The sequence below is a fragment of the Plantibacter sp. H53 genome, from assembly GCF_001650455.1.
GTDB lineage: Bacteria > Actinomycetota > Actinomycetes > Actinomycetales > Microbacteriaceae > Plantibacter > Plantibacter flavus_A.
Window position 1 is genome coordinate 1 of sequence record NZ_LWCT01000020.1, and the last position, 17,891, is coordinate 17,891.

Below are 17,891 nucleotides of genomic sequence, written 5' to 3' on the forward strand. Positions count from 1 at the left end.
GCCGTGTCGCCACCGCTGACGCGGCGGTGCACCCGGGGGCGGCGGGCCCCGCGCGGGCAGCCGCGTCAGCGGTGGCGACACGGCGGCGCAGAAGGCGCTCAACGCCGAGGCACCGAGGATCCCGAACCTCGGCAAGCGCATCGTCGCGCTGTTCGTGCCGTTCCGCGCCAAGATCATCCTCACGATGGTGCTCGTCGTCATCGGTGCCGCCCTCGCGGTGCTCCCACCGCTGCTCGTCAAGCAGGCGTTCGACGTCGGCCTGTTCCCGACCGACGGTGGCAGCCCGAACCTGGTCGCCCTCGCGGAGATCGTCGGCGCGATGGTGGCGCTGTTCATCATCGCGGCGCTGCTCGGCGTCTGGCAGACCTACCTCACGGCGACCGTCGGCAACAGCGTCACGGGCGCCCTGCGCATCAAGCTGTTCTCGCAATTGCAGGCGATGGAGCTGAGCTTCTTCACCCGCACCAAGACGGGCATCATCCAGTCGCGCCTCCAGAACGACGTCGGTGGCGTCGCGAACGTCCTCACCAACACCGTCTCGAGCGTGCTCGGCAACACCGTGACGGTCATCTCCGCGCTCGTCGCCATGCTCATCCTCAACTGGCAGCTGACGATCGTCGCCCTCATCCTCATGCCGATCCTCGTGATCGCGCAGCGCCGCGTCGGTCAGGTCCGGGCGCGGATCGCGACGAAGACGCAGGAGTCGTTGTCGGAGATGACCGCGATCACGCAGGAGGCTCTGAGCGTCTCCGGCGTGCTCCTCGCGAAGAGCTTCAACCGCCAGGACACCGAGGTCGAGCGCTACAGCGCCGAGAACCGTACCCAGATCCGCCTCCAGGTCAGCCAGGCGATGAGCGGACAGTGGTTCTTCGCGATGGTGAACATCTTCCTGTCGTCGATCCCTGCGATCGTCTACCTCGTGGCCGGCTGGCTCATCACCGGTGGGGCCGCGGACGTCACCGCCGGCTCGATCGTCGCCTTCACCACCATCCAGGCCCGCCTGCTGTTCCCGCTCATGGGCGTCATGCGGGTCGCCCTCGACCTGCAGACCTCCGGAGCCCTCTTCGCGCGGATCTTCGAGTACCTCGACCTCAAGCCCGCGATCGCCGACCGTCCCGGGGCCGCACCGCTCCCGAGCGTCGCACCGCAGATCCGCTTCGACGACGTCACCTTCCGGTACGCCGACGCCCAGGACGACTCGACCCCCACCCTCGACGGGGTCTCCTTCACGATCGAACCCGGACAGTTCGCCGCGTTCGTCGGACCTTCAGGAGCGGGCAAGACGACCATCTCCTACCTCATCCCGCGCTTCCAGGAGGTGTCGGGCGGCCGGGTCATGGTGGCGGGGGCCGACGTCCGCGACGTCACCCAGGAGTCCCTCGTCTCCCGCATCGGCATCGTCAGCCAGGAGACCTACCTCTTCCACGCGACGATCGCCGAGAACCTCCGCTACGCCAAGCCCGACGCGACCCTCGACGAGCTCGAGGCCGCCTGCCGCGCCGCGAACATCCACGAGACGATCGCTCGGTTCGAGGACGGCTACGACACGCTCGTCGGGGAACGCGGCTACCGCTTGTCCGGCGGCGAGAAGCAGCGCATCGCCATCGCGCGCGTGCTGCTGAAGGACCCCGAGGTGCTCATCCTCGACGAGGCGACGAGCGCCCTCGACACGATCTCCGAACGGGTCGTCCAGGTCGCCCTCGACGACGCGACCCGCGGACGCACGACGGTGTCGATCGCACACCGCCTGTCGACCGTCGTGCACGCCGACGTCATCTTCGTGCTCGATCGCGGGCGCATCGTGGAGCGCGGCACCCACCAGGACCTGCTCGCCGCCGGCGGCGTGTACGCGACGCTCTACGCGCAGCAGGCCGTGACCGTCTGAGCGGTCCAGCCCATTGTGGGCGCGTGACACGTGTGGCTAGAGTGAGCGCCATCGTGACCCCCGAAGGAGGGGGACGCCCGCGCACCGCCGGATCGAGTAGGGGACTCGTCGATGACCGCAGCTGTGAACGCACCATCCGGACCCCCGTCAGGTGACGGCACTCCGCCCGTGGACGCCTCCACGACGGGTCCTCCGATCCCTCCCGCGCCGTCCTCGGTCGCGCGGTCCCGTAGGCTCGGGCGTCGTCGCTTCGGCCGCCCCGGCTTCAGCATCCAGTCGAAACTCCTGGTGATGCTGCTGCTCGTCAGCGTGGGGGCGTCGGTGGTGACCGGCATCGTCGGGTACCTCTCCGGCAGTGAATCCCTCCGACAGGCGTCGTTCGAGCGACTGACCGAGTTGCGCGAGTCGCGTGCCCGCGAGATCACCAACTACTACCGCCAGACGGCGGACTCGCTCGTCGTCTACACCCGTGGCACGACCGTCGTCGATGCGATGAACCGGTACCACGACGCGTTCCAGGAGCTCGAGGAGCAGCCGGTCGAGCCGGCGCGAGCTGCGGAGGTCGACCGTTTCTACACGGACACCTTCGTCCCCGCGCTCAACGAACGGACCGGCGACACGGCGGATCCAGAGGCCTTCATCCCGACGAACCCGGCCCAGACCTACCTACAGTCGGTCTACACGCCCACCGATCTCGACTACGACCAGGCGATCACGGTCGACGACGCCGGTGACGGGAGCTCGTGGTCGGCCGTCAACGCGACCTACAACGACTACTTCCGCGAGATCATCAACCGGTTCGGCTACGAGGACGCCCTCCTCATCGACGACGAGGGTGACGTCGTCTACAGCGCGTTCAAGGGACCGGACCTCGGGACCAACGTGCTGACGGGCCCGTACCAGGGTGGCGTCCTCGGCGACGGGTTCACGAAGGCCCTGCGGTCCAACGCGGTCGACTACACGGGCATCACCGACTTCGAGCGGTACCAGCCCTCGCTCAACGTCCCCACGCAGTGGATCTTCTCACCGGTGGGGCAGGATGGCCGCATCGACGGTGTCCTGGCGCTGCAGGTGCCCATCGAGCAGATCAACTCGATCATGACGAGTGGCGGGGAATGGAAGCAGGACGGCCTGGGCGAGACCGGCGAGACCTACCTCGCCGGACCCGATCAGCTGATGCGCTCGACGTCCCGACTGCTCATCGAGGACCCGAAGGCGTATCTCAAGCAGTCCGTCGCGGCCGGCACGCCACCGCAGGACGCGCAGCGCGCGGTCGACGTCAAGGGCACGATCGAGATCCAGCCGACCCGCACCCAGTCCGTGGAGCGGGCGCTCGCCGGGGAGACCGGCACGCTCATCGGTCGTGGTTACCTCGGTGGGGAGAACCTGACGGCGTACACACCACTCGACATCGACGGGCTCCAGTGGGTGCTCGTCGCGCGGATCGACGCGTCGGAGGCCTTCGCGCCGGTCACCGACTTCACGCGCAACCTCATCATCTCCGTGCTGGCGATCGTGGTCGTCGTGTCGTTGCTCTCGCTGTTGCTGGCGCAGGTGTTCGCACGCCCGGTGCGGTCCCTCGTCGGCGCGGTGCGGCGCGTGGCCGCCGGTGACTACAGCGTCGAGGTACCGGGAAACAGGCGTGACGAGTTCGGCGACCTGGGCGCGGCCTTCAACGACATGAGTCGCAGCCTCCGGGTGAAGCAGGAACTCATCGACGAGCAGCGCGCCGAGAACGAGAAGCTCCTGCTGACGCTCATGCCGGCCACGGTGGCGAAACGCTACAAGGAGGGCGAGGAGACCATCTCGGAGGTCCACCAGGACGTGTCGGTCATCTTCGCGGACCTCGTCGGGTTCGACGACCTCACCCGAGGCCTCGACCCGGAGCGCGAGCTGTCGATGCTCAACGCCCTCGTCCGCAGCTTCGACGAGGCTGCGGAGCGACTCGGTATCGAGCAGGTGCGGACGCTGCGGGAGGGCTACCTCGCGAGCTGTGGCCTCATCGTGCCCCGCGTCGACAACGTCCGCAGGACCCTCGACTTCGCGCTGGAGATGCGCACGATCGTCGAACGCTTCAACGCGCAACACCAGGCCGACCTGACGCTCCGGATCGGCGTGGACACGGGTGTCGTGACGAGTGGCCTCGTCGGTCGCACGAGTCTCGCCTACGACATGTGGGGTGACGCGGTCAGCCTCGCCAACCAGGTCCAGTCGGTCTCCGGTCGGGCCGGGATCTTCGTCAGCCAGCGGGTGCGTGACCGCATGCAGGACACCGTCACCTTCGAGGCCGCCGGCACCGTGGAGACGCGCGGGGGTCCGCAGGCCGTCTGGCAGGTCGTGGCAGGGACGACATCATGACGCAGGTGTGGCAGGAGGCGTGGTTCCCCTGGGCCATCGCGCTCGCGGTCGGTGTCCCGGTCTTCCTCATCGTCCTCACCGAGGTGCTGGGCGCACTGACCCGGCGCGGGAACGCCGCGGCCAAGCCGGTACGACTCATGCGGAACTACGTCGTGCCGGTCGGCGCGGTGTTCGCACTCCTGGTGTTCGCTTCGCTGCGGGCGGACGACCTCATCTGGGTCCGGATCGTCGGAACGGTCCTCGGGTTCCTCGTGATCCTGCTCATCCTGTCGGCGTTCAACGTGGCGCTCTTCGCCAACGCGGAGGAGGGCTCGTGGCGTGACCGCATCCCGTCGATCTTCGTGGACCTCGCTCGGCTCGCGCTGATCCTCATCGGACTCGCCATCCTGTTCTCGTGGGTGTGGGGCGCCGACATCGGCGGCCTGGTCACCGCGCTCGGCGTCACCTCGATCGTGATCGGCCTCGCCCTCCAGAACGCGGTCGGCGGGGTCATCTCCGGACTGCTGCTGCTGTTCGAACAGCCCTTCAAACTGGGGGACTGGTTGGACACCGGGAATGTCCGTGGTCGCGTGGTCGAGGTCAATTGGCGTGCGGTGCACCTCGACACCGGCAACGGTATCCAGATCGTGCCGAACTCGTCGCTCGCCGGGTCGTCGTTCACGAACCTGAGTCAGCCCGTCGGTGCCTACACCGCGAGCGTCGAAGTGACCTTCTCCACCGACGACCCGCCGGACGACGTGCTCCGGCTGCTCCGCGAGGTCGGCTCGGGCCTCCCGATGCTCGAGCCGGGGGACGTGGTGTCCGCGTCCTACCTCGGTGCCGCGCGGTTCGCCGTCACCCTCCCCGTGTCCGGGCCGTCCACCGCCGACGCCGCCGTCGCCCTGTTCCGCGCCTGGCTCTGGTACGCCTCGCGGCGCCGCGGTCTCGCGCTCGACGGTGACAGCACCGACCCGATCGCGACGCCGGAGCGCTTGCGGAGCGCCATCGCCGCCTTGGCACCGACCCTCCACGCGCGGGAGGAGGACTACGACGACCTCGCCAGGACCTGCGCACTCGAACGGTACGGGCCGGGGGAGACCATCCAGCAGGCGGGCACGATCCCCGGCGCGATGCGGTTCCTCGTCGAGGGCGGCGTCCATCTCGCCGTGCCGACGACGGACGGGCTCATCACCTTCCAACGACTCGGCGTCGGCGACTTCATCGGTCAGACGGCGCTGACGAGGGAGGTCGCCATGGCCGCCGCGATCGCCGACGGCACGACCCTGGTCCTGCGGATGCCGCTGTCCACCATCGACCAGCTCGTGCGGAGCAAGCCTCGGCTGGCGCAGGAGATCGGCGCCTCCATCGACAACAAGCATCGGCAGGCGCAGGCGGCGCTCGCCGAGGCGGGGATCGTCCGCGGTACGATCGGCCGGTAGCCGCCAGCCGTCCCAGTCGAGCGAGGAACCGATGCCGAACCCCGATCGACCGTCCGGGTCGCGGCCGTCTCCCGCCGGCGAGTCCGTGACGGAGCGGATCCGCGCGGCGATCTACGACGGGACGCTCGCCTCGGGCGAGCTGCTCATCGAGGCGGAACTCCGGGAGTGGCTCGACGCTCCGAGCGAGGAGATCGCCGCAGCACTCCGGGAACTCGAACGCGTCGGACTGGTCGAGACGGCACCGCAGCGGCACACCCGTGTCGCGCAGCCACGCGCCGAGGACCGGACAGCCGTGCTGCAGACCCTCGGAGCGCTCGTCAGCGGCGTCGTCCGGGTCACCGTCCCGACCTTGACCGCGGGGCAACGGGCCGAACTCCTCGCCTTCGTCGAACACACGATGACGACCGTGGCGGCTGAGGACGCCGACGCGCACGGCCGCTGCGTCTGGGGGCTCGTCGACCGGTTCCTGAAACACTGCGAGAACCCGGTCCTCGTCTCCGCGACGAAGGACGTGATCGGCGCACTGATCTACCGTGTCTCGGCCACGCGCTCCGCGGCGACGGTCGACTGGTCGGATCTGCGCGTCGGGTACCCGCACCTCCGATCCGCCCTCGCCGCCGGTGACGCCGTCGGGGCCGAACTCGCGATCGAGCACATCTTCCGGCTTCAGGTTCCGCTCCACGACCTGGAGGTGCACTGAGCGTCGGCGCCATGCTGACCTCGGGGCTGTCGCCGGTGGGACGCGGGGCAATAGTCTGCTGATGACGCGGTGCTCGCCAGAGCTCCGCGTCCACGTCGTCACCTCGAACGAGAAGAGCCCAGATGTCCTCCCCGGAAGTCCCACCCTCCGTCGAACCGACCACCGCGTCGCAACTCCTCGCAGAGCTGGCCGGCACCTTCCTGCTCGTCTTCGGTCTCGTCGGGACGGCGACCTTCTCCGCCTTCTTCGGCGAGGAGACGTCGAACCCCCTGGGTGTCGGCTTCCTCGGGGTGGCGATCGCCCTCGGCCTCTCGGTGACCATCGCCGCCTACGCGTTCGGCCCCGTCTCCGGCGGGCACTTCAACCCGGCGGTGACGCTCGGGCTGGCCGCCGCCGGTCGGTTCCCCTGGCGAGCGACGTGGACGTTCATCCTCGCGCAGCTCGTCGGAGCCTTCCTCGGCGCACTGGCGGTCTTCGGCCTCGCGGCCGGCGGCCCGGCAGGATTCCTCGACAAGGCCGTCGCAAGCGGCTTCGTCTCGAACGGCTTCGGTGAGCTCTCGCCCGGCGGATTCGGACTCGTCTCGGCGATCGTGATCGAGGTCGTCATCACCGCACTGTTCCTCTACGTCATCCTGGGTGTCACGCACACGCGGGCCGCCGCTGGTTTCGCGCCGATCGCCATCGGCGGCGCCCTCACGCTGTTCCTGTTGATCGCGATCCCGATCGACAACGGCTCGATCAACCCGGCGCGCTCCATCGCGACCGCCATCTTCGGCGGGGGCGACTGGCTCGCGCAGGTCTGGGTCTTCATCGTGTTCCCGATCATCGGCGCGCTGATCGCCGGATTCAGCTACCGGATCCTGTTCGAGGGGACCCGCCCGGCGGGTTCCCGGCCGGTTGCGAACCGCAGCTGAGTCGTCTGAGCGTCGCCCGCACCCCGTCCGCCCTTGCTGGACGGGGTGCGTCGTTTCGGGGCGGCACCCCGCGAACGCGGGCAACCCGCATTGGGGGACGCGCTTTCCACGGGCACCGAGCATGCTTGAGGTTCGAGCGCCGGAACCTTGGAGGGGCGATGACGATGACCGAACGCGACGCCCCCACGACCGCGTGGGTGGGTCCGCCGCAGGATGGCGGCAGCATGCCCGAGGCGCCACTCCCGCCGGACGTCGCCTGGGAGCTCCTCCGGGAGGCGTTGGTCGAGGATTTCATCGACGACCTCCCGCGTCCGGTCCGGACGGCGGAACTCGCGGCGCGGCTCCATGTGAGCCGAGCGTCCCTCATGACCAACATCCGTCGCGGCAATGTCGTCGCGAACCGTCGCGCCGGCCGATGGGAGATCGACACCGTCGCCAGCCGCACCTACCTGCGGTCGGCCATCCTCAGCCTCGGTGAACGTCGTCGCGCGCTGAGCGGTGTCGATGAGGACCGCTCCGCGACCGTGCAACTGACCCTCAGCGGCCGCGCGTCAGAAGTGCTCTCGGACCTCATGCAGGACACGCACCTGTCCGCTCCGGAACTCGTGGCCATCGCGCTCGACCGGTTCCGGAGCAACCCCGTCGACGGCGGCGTCGAGGGCCGCTGACCGGCACGGAGCGACGATCGACCGCAGACCGCCGCAGACGCGAACGGCCAGGGTCCCGTCGGGACCCGGCCGTCACGCGTCTCGAGCCGGGGACTACTCGTTCCCGACGGCCTTGTCAGCGGCGTCGCGAGCGCTGTCGATCTGCCCGTCGAACTTGCCGCCGGTGACCTTCTTGGCCGCGTCGGCCACGGTGCCGAGGAGCTTGTCGCTGATGTCCTCGGCCTGCTCGCTCTTCAGGGCGTCCTTGACCTTGTTGTCGTTCAGGAATTCCTGAGCCTTCTTGGTGATGTCGTCCAGTGCCATCCGTCGCTCCTGTTCATCGGGCCCGTTCGGGCGTCGGGATCATTCTTCGCCGTCAGTCGGTGTTCTGGCTAGCCCCTTGTCGGAGCCCGCAGGTCGTCCGGGCGGTCGACGGGGCGTCAGCCGGCGAGGTCGACCGGTCCGCCCCGGTCGTCGAGCATGCCGGTCATGAGCTCGATCTCCGCCTGCTGGCTCGCGATCACCGCGCGCGTGAAGGCCAGCGCGGTCGCGTTCGTGGTCCGCGGCTGCAGCGCCTCGGCCATCTCGACCGCGCCGCGGTGATGGGCGATCATCAGGGTCAGGAACACCCGCTCGGCCTGGACCCCGGACGCCGCCGTCAGCTGGTCGATCTGGGCGGGTGTGGCGAGGCCCGGCATCGGATCGCCCGGGGTGTGGGTGGACCCGGGGGTCGCCGAGTCGCCGCCGTGCGCATGGCCGCTCGCACCCGAGAGCGTGGGGAGCGTCATCCACGTCATGTCCGGCTGCCGTGAGCCCTGCGGCAGGTTCCACTGGACGAGCCAGTCGTACAACTGCCCGGACTGCTGCGCCTGGGTGGTCGCGATGTCGTACGCGAGGGTGCGCACGTCGACCGCGTCCGTCCGGTCGCGGATGATCATGGCGAGTTCCACGCCCTGATTGTGGTGCACCTGCATGTCGCGCGAGAAGCCCGCTTCGGCACTCGTCGAGGTGGGCGTCGGGTCGGCGAGCGTGCTGAGCCGGCCGACCGAGAAACCAATCGCCGCAGCGACCATGATCGCGACGACGGCCATCGCGGCGATGACGACGCGGGTCCGGCTGGAGCCGTCCGGGGAGCCCTGCGCCTCCCAGGCGGCGAGTTCCTCGTCGGTCACACCGCCGTCGGCCGGTTCACCGGTCGCCGGGGCATCGTGGGTGCTCGCCGGGGTCAACGGATCAGACCTTGCCGGGACCGTCGATCGCGCCCGTGCAGGCCGCGCCGGGCTCCGGGACGTTGTTGCTCTTCCAGAACTCCTCGAAGAAGTCGGCGATGCGCGCGTCGCTCGCGTTGTTGACCTGCAGCTGGGAGTTCCAGCCGCTCAGCACGATCGGGGAGGGGAGGTCGGACTTCGGCGACAGGATGACGTACGTGGTGGGGAGCAACTCCTTGAGCTTCGTGAGCTCCGCGTCGCTGAGGGACGGGTCGTAGGTGACCCAGATCGCACCGTGCTCGAGGGAGTGGACCGCGTTCTCGTTGGTCTGCTCCTCGGTGTAGACGCCGCAGTTCAGCCAGTACTGGTTGTGCGGACCACCTGCCGGCGGGTTCTGCGGGTAGTCGACCGTGCCCTCGACGTGCTCCGAGGTGTTCTGGAACAGTTCCACGCCCGCGATGTCCTGGCCGGTGCCGGTGCCGCCGCCGGGATAGCTGGCGTTCTTGGGCAGGGTGAGGACGACACTCGTGATGAGGACGGCGATGACGGCCACGCCACCGACGACAGCGGCCCAGATCCCGATGCGGCGGTTGCGGTTCTTCCGCTTCTGCGCCTGCTTGAACGCCGCGACCTTGGCCTGACGCTGGGCTTCGCGCTCCTGCTTCACGCTCTGCTGCTTGACGGCGGGCGGGACGGGGGTGTTCTTGGGGCGATCTGCTGCAGGGGTCACGGGGGCCTCTCGAAAAGTTGTATGCGTAACTATCGAACCAGATGTGCTTCCGGGGGTCGTTCCGGCGCCTGGCGATGCGCAGTCGATTCTCAGCCTCATCCAAGCAGACGGCGGTTGAAACCAAGAGTTAGACTCATCTAACAAATGTAGCTCGGTGTTGCTAACATGGCCGACGTGACCACCGACCTCGCTGCTCCGACGACCCGTGCGCCCCGCGGACCGCGACTCCTGTTCCTGCTCGGACCCGCTTTCGTGGCGGCGATCGCCTACGTCGATCCCGGGAACGTCGCGGCGAACCTCACGGCGGGAGCCCAGTACGGCTACCTGCTGGTGTGGGTGCTCGTCGCCGCGAACGCGATGGCCGTGCTCGTCCAGTACCTCTCCGCCAAGCTCGGCCTCGTCACCGGGCAGAGCCTGCCCGAGTTGCTCGGCTCGCGACTGCGAACCGGGCCGCGTCGGCTCTACTGGGCGCAGGCGGAGCTCGTCGCCGCCGCGACCGACCTCGCCGAGGTGATCGGCGGCGCCGTGGCGCTCCACCTGCTGTTCGGGATCCCGCTCGTGCTCGGCGGCGTCATCGTGGGGGTCTTCTCGATCGTGCTCCTCGCCGTGCAGAACTGGTACGGCCAGCGGCACTTCGAGTTCGCCATCCTGACGCTCCTCGCCGTCATCGCCGTCGGCTTCCTCGCCGGCCTGTTCGTCAGTCCCGTCGACTGGGGTGCCGCGGCCGGAGGCCTCGTGCCACGGTTCGAGGGCACGGCGACGGTCCTGCTCGCCGCGAGCATGCTCGGCGCGACGGTCATGCCGCACGCGATCTACCTCCACTCCTCGCTCAGCAGGGACCGGCACGGCGTCCAGACGAGTGACGGTGCCATCCGTCGGCTCATCGTGGCGACCCGCTGGGACGTCGCGGCGGCACTCGTCCTCGCCGGAGCGGTGAACATCGCGATGCTGCTGCTCGCGGCCGCATCGCTCGGCGGTGTCGACGGGACGGACTCGATCGAGGGCGCGCACGCGGCGATCACCGCCGCGCTCGGGCCCGTCATCGGCGTGATCTTCGCCATCGGGCTGCTCGCCTCCGGGCTCGCCTCGACCTCGGTGGGCGCCTACGCGGGAGCGGCGATCATGGGCGGGCTCCTCAAGGTGCGCATCCCGTTGCTCGCCCGACGGGTGATCACCCTCATCCCGGCGCTCGTCATCCTGGCGGCGGGTATCGACCCGACCACCGCGCTCGTGCTGAGCCAGGTGTTCCTCAGCCTCGGCATCCCCTTCGCGCTCATCCCGCTCGTGCGCTACACGGGCGACCGGCGGATCATGGGTGTCCATGTCGACCAGCTCGCCACCCGGGTGTTCGCCTGGGTCGTGGTCGCGCTCATCGTCTCGCTGAACGTCGCGCTCATCGTGCTGACCTTCTTCGGGTGATCCGCCCGGCGGTTCATCCGCCCGAAGACGGGCGAGTCGAGCTGCCGGCGATCAGGCGACGACCGTCACCCAGACGGCATCGGCGGCGAGGCGACCGAGCGTGAGGCGCGTGCCGGTCGCGGTGAGCCGGAGTTCGAGTTCGCCCGCGAACGCACGGTGGTCGTCGACGCTCAGTTCGGTGTCGAGGACGATGCCGAGGCTGCTCAGGTGTCGGAGGGTCTCCGGGTCGGCGTCCGAGATGCGGCACACCGTCAACGGGCTGTCGGACGGAGCCTCGTTCAACCGGACCGCGTCCGGGCGGTGCGGGGTGCCGTCGGCGGAGGGGATCGGGTCGCCGTGCGGATCGCGGATCGGGTGGCCGAGCGCGGCGTCGATGCGCTCGATCATCGTGTCGCTCGCCGCGTGCTCGAGGATCTCCGCCTCGTCGTGGACCTCGTCCCAGCCGTAGCCGAGCATCTCGACGAGGAAGGTCTCGATGAGTCGGTGCCGCCGCACCATCGCGACCGCGTGCGCCTGCCCGGCGGGGGTGAGCTCGATGCTGCCGTAGGGCTCGTGCACGACGAGTCCCTGGGCGGCGAGTCGCTTCACCGCGTCGGAAGCGGTCGCGGGACGGACACCCATGCGATCCGCGAGCAGCTTGACGGTGGCCGACTCGTCGGCCCACTCGGAGGTCGTCCAGATCGTCTTGAGGTAGTCCTGGGAGACGGCGGAGAGGCCGGAGACGGTCATGCCTCCAGTCTAGGGAGCGCGGTGCGCGTCCATCATGCGTCCTTCGGCAGGCCACCGGGTGTTCACGCCCGCCTGGCAGAATGGGCACCGGCACCCCCGAACGGGGCACCCGACTGCTACGGTCGAGTCCTCGCACCCGCGAACACCGATCCATCCGACGAGAAGGGCCACGTGATGTCCCAGGCGCTGCGCACCTCGACCGCACGGCTCGGATCCGGCGCGCGTGCCACGCTCGAACTCGTCGCCGCCGCCATGGCGGGCGAAGGCCACCTGGAGGCACCCGGGGCGGACGGGACACCCCCTCGTCGCCCGGCCGAGCTCGCGCTACGCCGACTCCCGGCGCTCCTCGCGGTGCTGCTGCTCGCCGCGGTCGTGCTCGCGGTCATCGGTGTCCTCATGGTGCTGACCCTCGCCGTCCGGCTGGTGGTCTCTGCTGTCTCGGCACTCGGTCCGCGGCAGCGACTCGTCGTGATCCACTGACGCCGGATCGGCCCCGTCATCCGGCTGCGTTCCCTGCACTCGCCGGGTAGGGTGGTCTGCATGCGTCTCCGCCTGTCGTGTTCCTGCTGTCCCCGCTGAACCGTCCCTGCCCGGGATGCCGCCTCAGCCGCCCCAGCCATCCGGTGACGCACGCGAGAGTCGTGCGGTGACGCACCACAGGAACAGATTGCAGACATGAACTACGCAGACTCCGTGCTCGATCTCATCGGGAACACGCCCCTCGTCAAGCTCAACCGGGTCACCGAGGGCATCGCGGCCACCGTGCTCGTCAAGGTGGAGTACCTCAACCCGGGCGGCTCCTCGAAGGACCGCATCGCCACGCGTATCATCGACGCCGCCGAGGCGTCGGGCGACCTCAAGCCGGGCGGCACGATCGTCGAGCCGACCTCCGGCAACACCGGCGTCGGCCTCGCCCTCGTCGCCCAGCAGCGCGGGTACCGCTGCGTGTTCGTCCTGCCCGACAAGGTCGGCGAGGACAAGCGGAACGTGCTCACCGCCTACGGTGCGGAGATCGTCGTGACGCCGACCTCGGTCGCTCCCGACAGCCCCGACTCCTACTACAGCGTGTCCGACCGCCTCACCGCCGAGATCCCGGGGGCGTTCAAGCCCAACCAGTACGCGAACCCGAACGGGCCGCGCAGCCACTACGAGTCGACCGGTCCCGAGATCTGGCGCGACACCGAGGGCGAGATCACCCACTTCGTCGCGGGCGTCGGCACCGGAGGCACCATCTCCGGGACGGGCAAGTACCTCAAGGAGGTCTCCGAGGGCGGCGTGCGCATCATCGGTGCAGACCCGGAGGGCTCGGTCTACTCCGGCGGCACCGGTCGCCCGTACCTCGTCGAGGGCGTCGGCGAGGACTTCTGGCCGACCGCCTACGACCCCTCCATCCCCGACGAGATCATCGCCGTCACCGACGCCGAGTCGTTCGCGATGACGCGTCGCCTCGCCCGCGAGGAGGGACTGCTCGTGGGCGGCTCCAGCGGCATGGCGGTCCAGGCCGCCCTCGTCGCGGCGCGCGACCTCCCGGCGTCGGCCGTGGTCGTCGTCCTCCTGCCCGACGGCGGGCGTGGCTACCTCGGCAAGATCTTCAACGACTCCTGGCTGCAGTCCTACGGCTTCAGCGAGGTCGCCGACGACCGCACCGTGGGCGACATCCTCCGCGGCAAGGGCTCGGAGATGCCGGACCTCGTGCACGTGCACCCGAGCGACACCGTCCGCGACGTCGTCGACATCATGACCGAGTACGGCGTCTCCCAGCTCCCGGTGCTGAGCGCCGAGCCGCCCGTGGTGATGGGCGAGGTCGTCGGTGCGATCGACGAGGCGAGCCTCATGGACGCCGTCTTCAGCGGCGCGGCCAAGATGAACGACGCCGCGAGCGCGTTCGTCGGCGACCCGCTGCCGCTCATCGGCCTCGGTGAGTCCATCCCGGCGGCGCGCGCGGCGCTCGGTTCCGCCCCGGCGTTCCTCGTCACCGACGGCGGCAAGCCGATCGGCGTCATCACGCGGCACGACCTCCTCACCTACCTGGCGGGTTGAGCGTGGGCGGCATGCAGGTCGTGTGGGCGGAGTCGGGGCGATGTCCCGACCACGCCCGACCCCGGTGACCGGGCCAGTCCGACCGGTCGCCCACCCGACACCTCCCCGAATCCTGAACCGAAAGAGTCACCCATGAGCAAGCACGACCACGGCTTCGCCACCCGCAGCATCCACGCCGGACAGGGGTTCGACCCCACCACCGGGGCGATCATCCCGCCGATCTACCAGACGTCGACCTTCGTCCAGGACGGCGTGGGTGGGCTCCGCGGCGGCTACGAGTACAGCCGCTCCGCCAACCCGACCCGCACGGCACTCGAGACGCAGCTCGCCGCCCTGGAAGGCGCGAAGCACGGCTTCTCCTTCGCCTCCGGCCTCGCCGCCGAGGACGCGCTCATCCGCACGGCGCTCCGCCCCGGCGACCACATCGTCATCGGCAACGACGTCTACGGCGGCACCTACCGGCTGATCAACCGGGTGCACGGCGCCTGGGGGATCGAGCACACGGTCGTGGACCTCGGCGACCTCGCGGCCGTCGAAGCGGCGATCATCCCGGGCCGCACGAAGCTGCTGTGGGTGGAGACGCCGAGCAACCCGCTCATGAAGATCAGCGACATCGCGGCCCTCGCAGCCCTCGCGCACCGCCACGAGGTGCTCTCCGTGGTGGACAACACCTTCGCCTCGCCGGCGTTGCAGCAGCCACTCTCGCTCGGGGCCGACATCGTCGTGCACTCGACGACCAAGTACCTCGGCGGACACTCCGACGTCCTCGGTGGCGCCATCATCATGAACGACGACGAGCTCGCCGAGCAGCTCGGCTTCGTCCAGTTCGCCGCCGGCGCGGTCTCGGCCCCGCTCGACGCGTGGCTCACGACGCGTGGCATCAAGACCCTCGCGGTGCGCATGCGTCAGCACAGCGCGAACGCGCAGGCGATCGCGGAGTTCCTCGACGGCCACGCCGCCGTCGAGCGCGTCTACTACCCGGGCCTCGAGAGCCACCCCGGTCACGAGCTCGCCGCCCGCCAGATGTCCGGCTTCGGCGGCATGCTGTCGCTCGCGCTCGTCGGTGGCCCGGCTGCAGCCACGCGCCTGGTCGAGAAGACGAAGCTGTTCGCACTCGCCGAGTCGCTCGGCGGCGTCGAGTCGCTCATCGGCCTGCCGGCGCAGATGACGCACGCCTCGGTGAAGGGCACGGAGCTGGCTGTCCCCGAGAACGTCGTCCGGCTGTCGGTCGGCATCGAGGACGTCGCCGACCTCATCGCCGACCTCGACCGCGCGCTCGCGAAGGTCCTGAAGGCGAGCGCCAAGCACTAGCGGGCCGTTCCGGCCCGTTCGCAATTCAGGACGGCTGCGGCGCGCCCTGCGCCCGAGCCCGTCGATCGGCGACGGCGCGCCGGGCACGTCCTGAATGGTGAACGGGCAGGGGTTCGTCAGCGCTTGACCTCAAGTCGCATTGAGGTTCTAGGCTCGAAATCGTGACCACAGCGACGACCCCCGAGCCCGCGACCGGAGCCGACCCGACACCCCGCGACCGCGGGATCTTCAGCCGCCGGTTCGTCCTCGTCACCATCGGTGCGTGCGCGCTCGTGTTCCTCGGCGCCTTCGAGTCCCTCGCCGTCACGACGATCATGCCGCTCGTGAGTGGCGAGCTCGGCGGCGAGCAGCTCTACGCGCTCGCCTTCGCCGGCCCGCTCGCCGTCAGCGTCATCGGCATGGTCGCCGCGGGCTCGGTCGCCGACCGCCTCGGTCCGGTCCAGCCGCTGCTCGCCTCCGTCGTCCTGTTCCTCGTCGGACTCCTCCTGGCCGGAACCGCGACCACCATGTGGGCCGTCGTCGCCGGACGCCTCGTCCAGAGCCTCGGTTCGGGAGCGATGACCGTCGCCCTGTACGTCCTCGTCGCCCGCATCTACCCACCGGCCCTGCACCCGCGGATCTTCGCAGGGTTCGCGGCCGCCTGGGTCGTCCCCTCCCTGATCGGGCCGTTCCTCGCCGGCGTGGTCGCCGAGCGGTTCAGCTGGCACTGGGTCTTCCTCGGCGTGGTCGGGCTCGTGGTCGTGGCGACGCTCCTCCTCCTGCCGGCGCTCCGGATGCTGCGCGCGTCCGCAACCGAACGCGCCGAGCGGCAGGCCGCCGAGCTGCAGTCGGCGGAGGACGGTGGCGAGGCAGCCGCCGTCGCGCGGACGGGCGCGGAGCTGCGTCGGCTCGGGTGGGCGGTGCTCGTCGCGGCCGCGGTCCTCGCGGTCAACCTCTCGACGGAGTTCTCGGGATGGACCGCGTGGGCGCTGCCGATCGTCGGCGCGGTCGTCGCGATCCTCGCCCTCCGACCACTCATCCCGCTCGGCACGCTCACCGCACGCCGAGGGCTCCCGACGGTCATCCTCGTGCGCGGACTGACCTCCGCCGCGTTCTTCGGTGCCGAGGTGTACGTGCCCTACCTGCTGACCCGCGAGCACGGGCTCACGCCGGCGCTCGCCGGACTCGCGCTCACCGGTGGAGCGATCGCGTGGTCGCTGTCGTCCTGGTTGCAGGGGCGCCTCGGGGACCGGCTGTCGAATGCGAACGCCGTGCAGATCGGGTCGTCGCTCGTCACGGTCGCCGTCGCGATCGCCCTGTCCGCCGCCCTCGTCGGCCTGCCGCCGGTGGTACCGATCGTCGCCTGGGTGGTGAGCGGCGGCGGGATGGGCCTCATGTTCCCGCGACTCAGCGTGATGACGCTCGCCTACTCCGACGAGCGCTCGCAGGGGTTCAACAGTGCGGCGATGTCGATCGGCGACGCGATCGGCGGTGCCCTCGCGCTCGCGGCGACCGGACTGGCGTTCACCGCGCTCGACGGCTCTCGTGTGTTCGCCGGACTGGGTTGGATCGCTCCCGGAGGGATCGCGTTCGCAGGATGCTTCGCGATCGCGCTGGTCCCCGGTGTCGCGGCGGTCGTCGTCGCGCGTCGGGTGAGCCGACCAGCGGAGCCAGGCGCGACCGGGTGAGCCGAGACACCGTCGCCTGGGTAGTGCTGCGGTGCGTGGGGGGTAGCGTCGCCCACGCATCGCTGCAGTGCCCAGGCGGCGCCGCGAGACACGGTGACAGCGTGCTCGGTATCGTTGATGACGATATGCCGGTATGCCGGGCGTCGGTGGCAGGTGCACCGAGGGGGCCTCGTGCGGATGAGGAGGATCGTGCAGGACTCGATGACCGCCTCCGCGGAACGGCCAGTTCGCCGGCCGCCGGCCTGGCCGCATCTCGTCGCACTCGTCATCGTCGCGGCGACGCTGGTCATCGGCCTGGTGGTGTATCCGTCTGCTCCTGATCCCATGCCGGTGCACTTCGACGCCGCGCTCCGGCCGGACGCCTGGGCGGACAAGCGTCTCGGCGGGTTCCTGCTCCCGGTCATCATCGCGGCCGCGGTCGTGGCGATCTTCTGGATCGTCGCCGCCTGCCTGCCGCTCGCCGGAACGACCCGATCGGACGGCGGCCCCCACCCATCGGCCACTGCATCCGTGTGGTCGACGCAACTGTCGCCTCGTCCTGAGGTGACGGCTGCCACGCTGGACGCCACCGTGCGACTGCTGGGGAATCTGACGATCGCGACCGCCGCGCTCATCGCCGTCGTCGCACTCATCACCTGGCTCGGGGTGCCCGCGTGGATGGCGCCCTGGCTGCTTCCGGTGCTGATGGCGGCGTTCTTCGGCTCGCTCGCCGTCTCGTGCCTTCGGGTGTTCCGGGCGCAGCGCGGTCTCGTTTGACGGCGCCAGCGTGCATGAGGGGTGCCGAAGCCGCGTACCCTTGATGCGTACGTCTCGGCTCGTCCCCCCAGTGACCCGCTCCTCGTGTCTCGGAGCCGGACTGCAGAAG

Annotated in this window: 16 protein-coding genes; 12 read left to right on the plus strand and 4 right to left on the minus strand. The window is 69.9% G+C overall.

What is annotated here, in order from left to right; translation table 11 throughout:
• The first annotated feature begins 154 nt into the window (after positions 1–154).
• The 6 genes from A4X17_RS10870 to A4X17_RS10895 all read left to right on the plus strand — a co-directional run bounded on the left by A4X17_RS10870 (position 155) and on the right by A4X17_RS10895 (position 7,943).
• Entirely contained in the window at positions 155–1,885 is a 1,731-nt protein-coding gene (locus A4X17_RS10870; protein ID WP_231884361.1) for an ABC transporter ATP-binding protein, read from the plus strand.
• Between the two features lie 291 nt (positions 1,886–2,176).
• Positions 2,177–4,243, plus strand: a complete 2,067-nt coding sequence (locus A4X17_RS10875) for an adenylate/guanylate cyclase domain-containing protein (RefSeq protein ID WP_064295696.1) — start codon at positions 2,177–2,179, stop codon at positions 4,241–4,243.
• Positions 4,240–5,661, plus strand: coding sequence for a mechanosensitive ion channel domain-containing protein (locus A4X17_RS10880; RefSeq protein WP_064295697.1), 1,422 nt, complete (start codon positions 4,240–4,242; stop codon positions 5,659–5,661). The genes A4X17_RS10875 and A4X17_RS10880 overlap by 4 nt, the downstream gene beginning before the upstream one ends.
• A gap of 31 nt (positions 5,662–5,692) precedes the next feature.
• Positions 5,693–6,361 carry a GntR family transcriptional regulator gene (locus A4X17_RS10885; protein ID WP_064295698.1) on the plus strand — a complete coding sequence of 223 codons (669 nt, stop codon included), beginning with the start codon at positions 5,693–5,695 and terminating at the stop codon, positions 6,359–6,361.
• Between the two features lie 122 nt (positions 6,362–6,483).
• Positions 6,484–7,275 (plus strand): aquaporin, encoded by a 792-nt coding sequence (locus A4X17_RS10890; RefSeq protein WP_064295699.1) that lies wholly within the window; start codon positions 6,484–6,486, stop codon positions 7,273–7,275.
• Between the two features lie 158 nt (positions 7,276–7,433).
• Positions 7,434–7,943: a hypothetical protein gene (locus A4X17_RS10895; RefSeq protein ID WP_064295700.1), complete on the plus strand. Its 510-nt coding sequence runs from the start codon at positions 7,434–7,436 to the stop codon at positions 7,941–7,943.
• Between the two features lie 93 nt (positions 7,944–8,036).
• Here A4X17_RS10895 and A4X17_RS10900 read toward each other — a convergent pair whose 3' ends face one another.
• The 3 genes from A4X17_RS10900 to A4X17_RS10910 form a co-directional block, all read right to left on the minus strand.
• Positions 8,037–8,246: an antitoxin gene (locus A4X17_RS10900; RefSeq protein WP_064295701.1), complete on the minus strand. Its 210-nt coding sequence runs from the start codon at positions 8,244–8,246 to the stop codon at positions 8,037–8,039.
• 116 nt (positions 8,247–8,362) lie between these two features.
• Positions 8,363–9,151 (minus strand): DUF305 domain-containing protein, encoded by a 789-nt coding sequence (locus A4X17_RS10905; protein ID WP_231884362.1) that lies wholly within the window; start codon positions 9,149–9,151, stop codon positions 8,363–8,365.
• Positions 9,152–9,155: 4 nt separating this feature from the next.
• The gene (locus A4X17_RS10910; protein ID WP_064295702.1) at positions 9,156–9,860 is read right to left on the minus strand and encodes a DUF3105 domain-containing protein; all 705 of its coding nucleotides are present in this window, start codon (positions 9,858–9,860) and stop codon (positions 9,156–9,158) included.
• A 174-nt stretch (positions 9,861–10,034) separates the two neighbouring features.
• Here A4X17_RS10910 and A4X17_RS10915 point away from each other — a divergent pair, with 174 nt between their 5' ends.
• Positions 10,035–11,279 carry an Nramp family divalent metal transporter gene (locus A4X17_RS10915; protein WP_231884363.1) on the plus strand — a complete coding sequence of 415 codons (1,245 nt, stop codon included), beginning with the start codon at positions 10,035–10,037 and terminating at the stop codon, positions 11,277–11,279.
• 51 nt (positions 11,280–11,330) lie between these two features.
• Here A4X17_RS10915 and A4X17_RS10920 read toward each other — a convergent pair whose 3' ends face one another.
• Positions 11,331–12,008 carry a metal-dependent transcriptional regulator gene (locus A4X17_RS10920; protein ID WP_064295704.1) on the minus strand — a complete coding sequence of 226 codons (678 nt, stop codon included), beginning with the start codon at positions 12,006–12,008 and terminating at the stop codon, positions 11,331–11,333.
• A gap of 174 nt (positions 12,009–12,182) precedes the next feature.
• Between A4X17_RS10920 and A4X17_RS10925 the strand changes: the two genes are divergently transcribed.
• The 5 genes from A4X17_RS10925 to A4X17_RS10945 all read left to right on the plus strand — a co-directional run bounded on the left by A4X17_RS10925 (position 12,183) and on the right by A4X17_RS10945 (position 17,782).
• Entirely contained in the window at positions 12,183–12,488 is a 306-nt protein-coding gene (locus A4X17_RS10925; protein ID WP_064295705.1) for a hypothetical protein, read from the plus strand.
• Between the two features lie 195 nt (positions 12,489–12,683).
• Positions 12,684–14,048 (plus strand): cystathionine beta-synthase, encoded by a 1,365-nt coding sequence (locus A4X17_RS10930; protein ID WP_064295706.1) that lies wholly within the window; start codon positions 12,684–12,686, stop codon positions 14,046–14,048.
• A gap of 132 nt (positions 14,049–14,180) precedes the next feature.
• A complete protein-coding gene (locus A4X17_RS10935) occupies positions 14,181–15,359 on the plus strand; it encodes a cystathionine gamma-synthase (RefSeq protein WP_064295707.1) in 1,179 nt (392 codons plus the stop codon).
• Positions 15,360–15,520: 161 nt separating this feature from the next.
• Positions 15,521–17,026 (plus strand): MFS transporter, encoded by a 1,506-nt coding sequence (locus A4X17_RS10940; protein WP_064295708.1) that lies wholly within the window; start codon positions 15,521–15,523, stop codon positions 17,024–17,026.
• Positions 17,027–17,203: 177 nt separating this feature from the next.
• A complete protein-coding gene (locus tag A4X17_RS10945) occupies positions 17,204–17,782 on the plus strand; it encodes a DUF1648 domain-containing protein (protein WP_064295709.1) in 579 nt (192 codons plus the stop codon).
• Positions 17,783–17,891: the final 109 nt, after the last annotated feature.

Bases quoted from the DNA above. Each gene is read 5' to 3' on its own strand.
- A4X17_RS10890 (WP_064295699.1), top strand. From the start codon at position 6,484: ATGTCCTCCCCGGAAGTCCCACCCTCCGTCGAACCGACCACCGCGTCG.
- A4X17_RS10880 (WP_064295697.1), top strand. From the start codon at position 4,240: ATGACGCAGGTGTGGCAGGAGGCGTGGTTCCCCTGGGCCATCGCGCTC.
- A4X17_RS10935 (WP_064295707.1), top strand. From the start codon at position 14,181: ATGAGCAAGCACGACCACGGCTTCGCCACCCGCAGCATCCACGCCGGA.
- A4X17_RS10900 (WP_064295701.1), bottom strand. From the start codon at position 8,246: ATGGCACTGGACGACATCACCAAGAAGGCTCAGGAATTCCTGAACGAC.
- A4X17_RS10945 (WP_064295709.1), top strand. From the start codon at position 17,204: ATGAGGAGGATCGTGCAGGACTCGATGACCGCCTCCGCGGAACGGCCA.
- A4X17_RS10920 (WP_064295704.1), bottom strand. From the start codon at position 12,008: ATGACCGTCTCCGGCCTCTCCGCCGTCTCCCAGGACTACCTCAAGACG.
- A4X17_RS10930 (WP_064295706.1), top strand. From the start codon at position 12,684: ATGAACTACGCAGACTCCGTGCTCGATCTCATCGGGAACACGCCCCTC.
- A4X17_RS10875 (WP_064295696.1), top strand. From the start codon at position 2,177: ATGCTGCTGCTCGTCAGCGTGGGGGCGTCGGTGGTGACCGGCATCGTC.
- A4X17_RS10895 (WP_064295700.1), top strand. From the start codon at position 7,434: ATGACGATGACCGAACGCGACGCCCCCACGACCGCGTGGGTGGGTCCG.
- A4X17_RS10885 (WP_064295698.1), top strand. From the start codon at position 5,693: ATGCCGAACCCCGATCGACCGTCCGGGTCGCGGCCGTCTCCCGCCGGC.
- A4X17_RS10925 (WP_064295705.1), top strand. From the start codon at position 12,183: ATGTCCCAGGCGCTGCGCACCTCGACCGCACGGCTCGGATCCGGCGCG.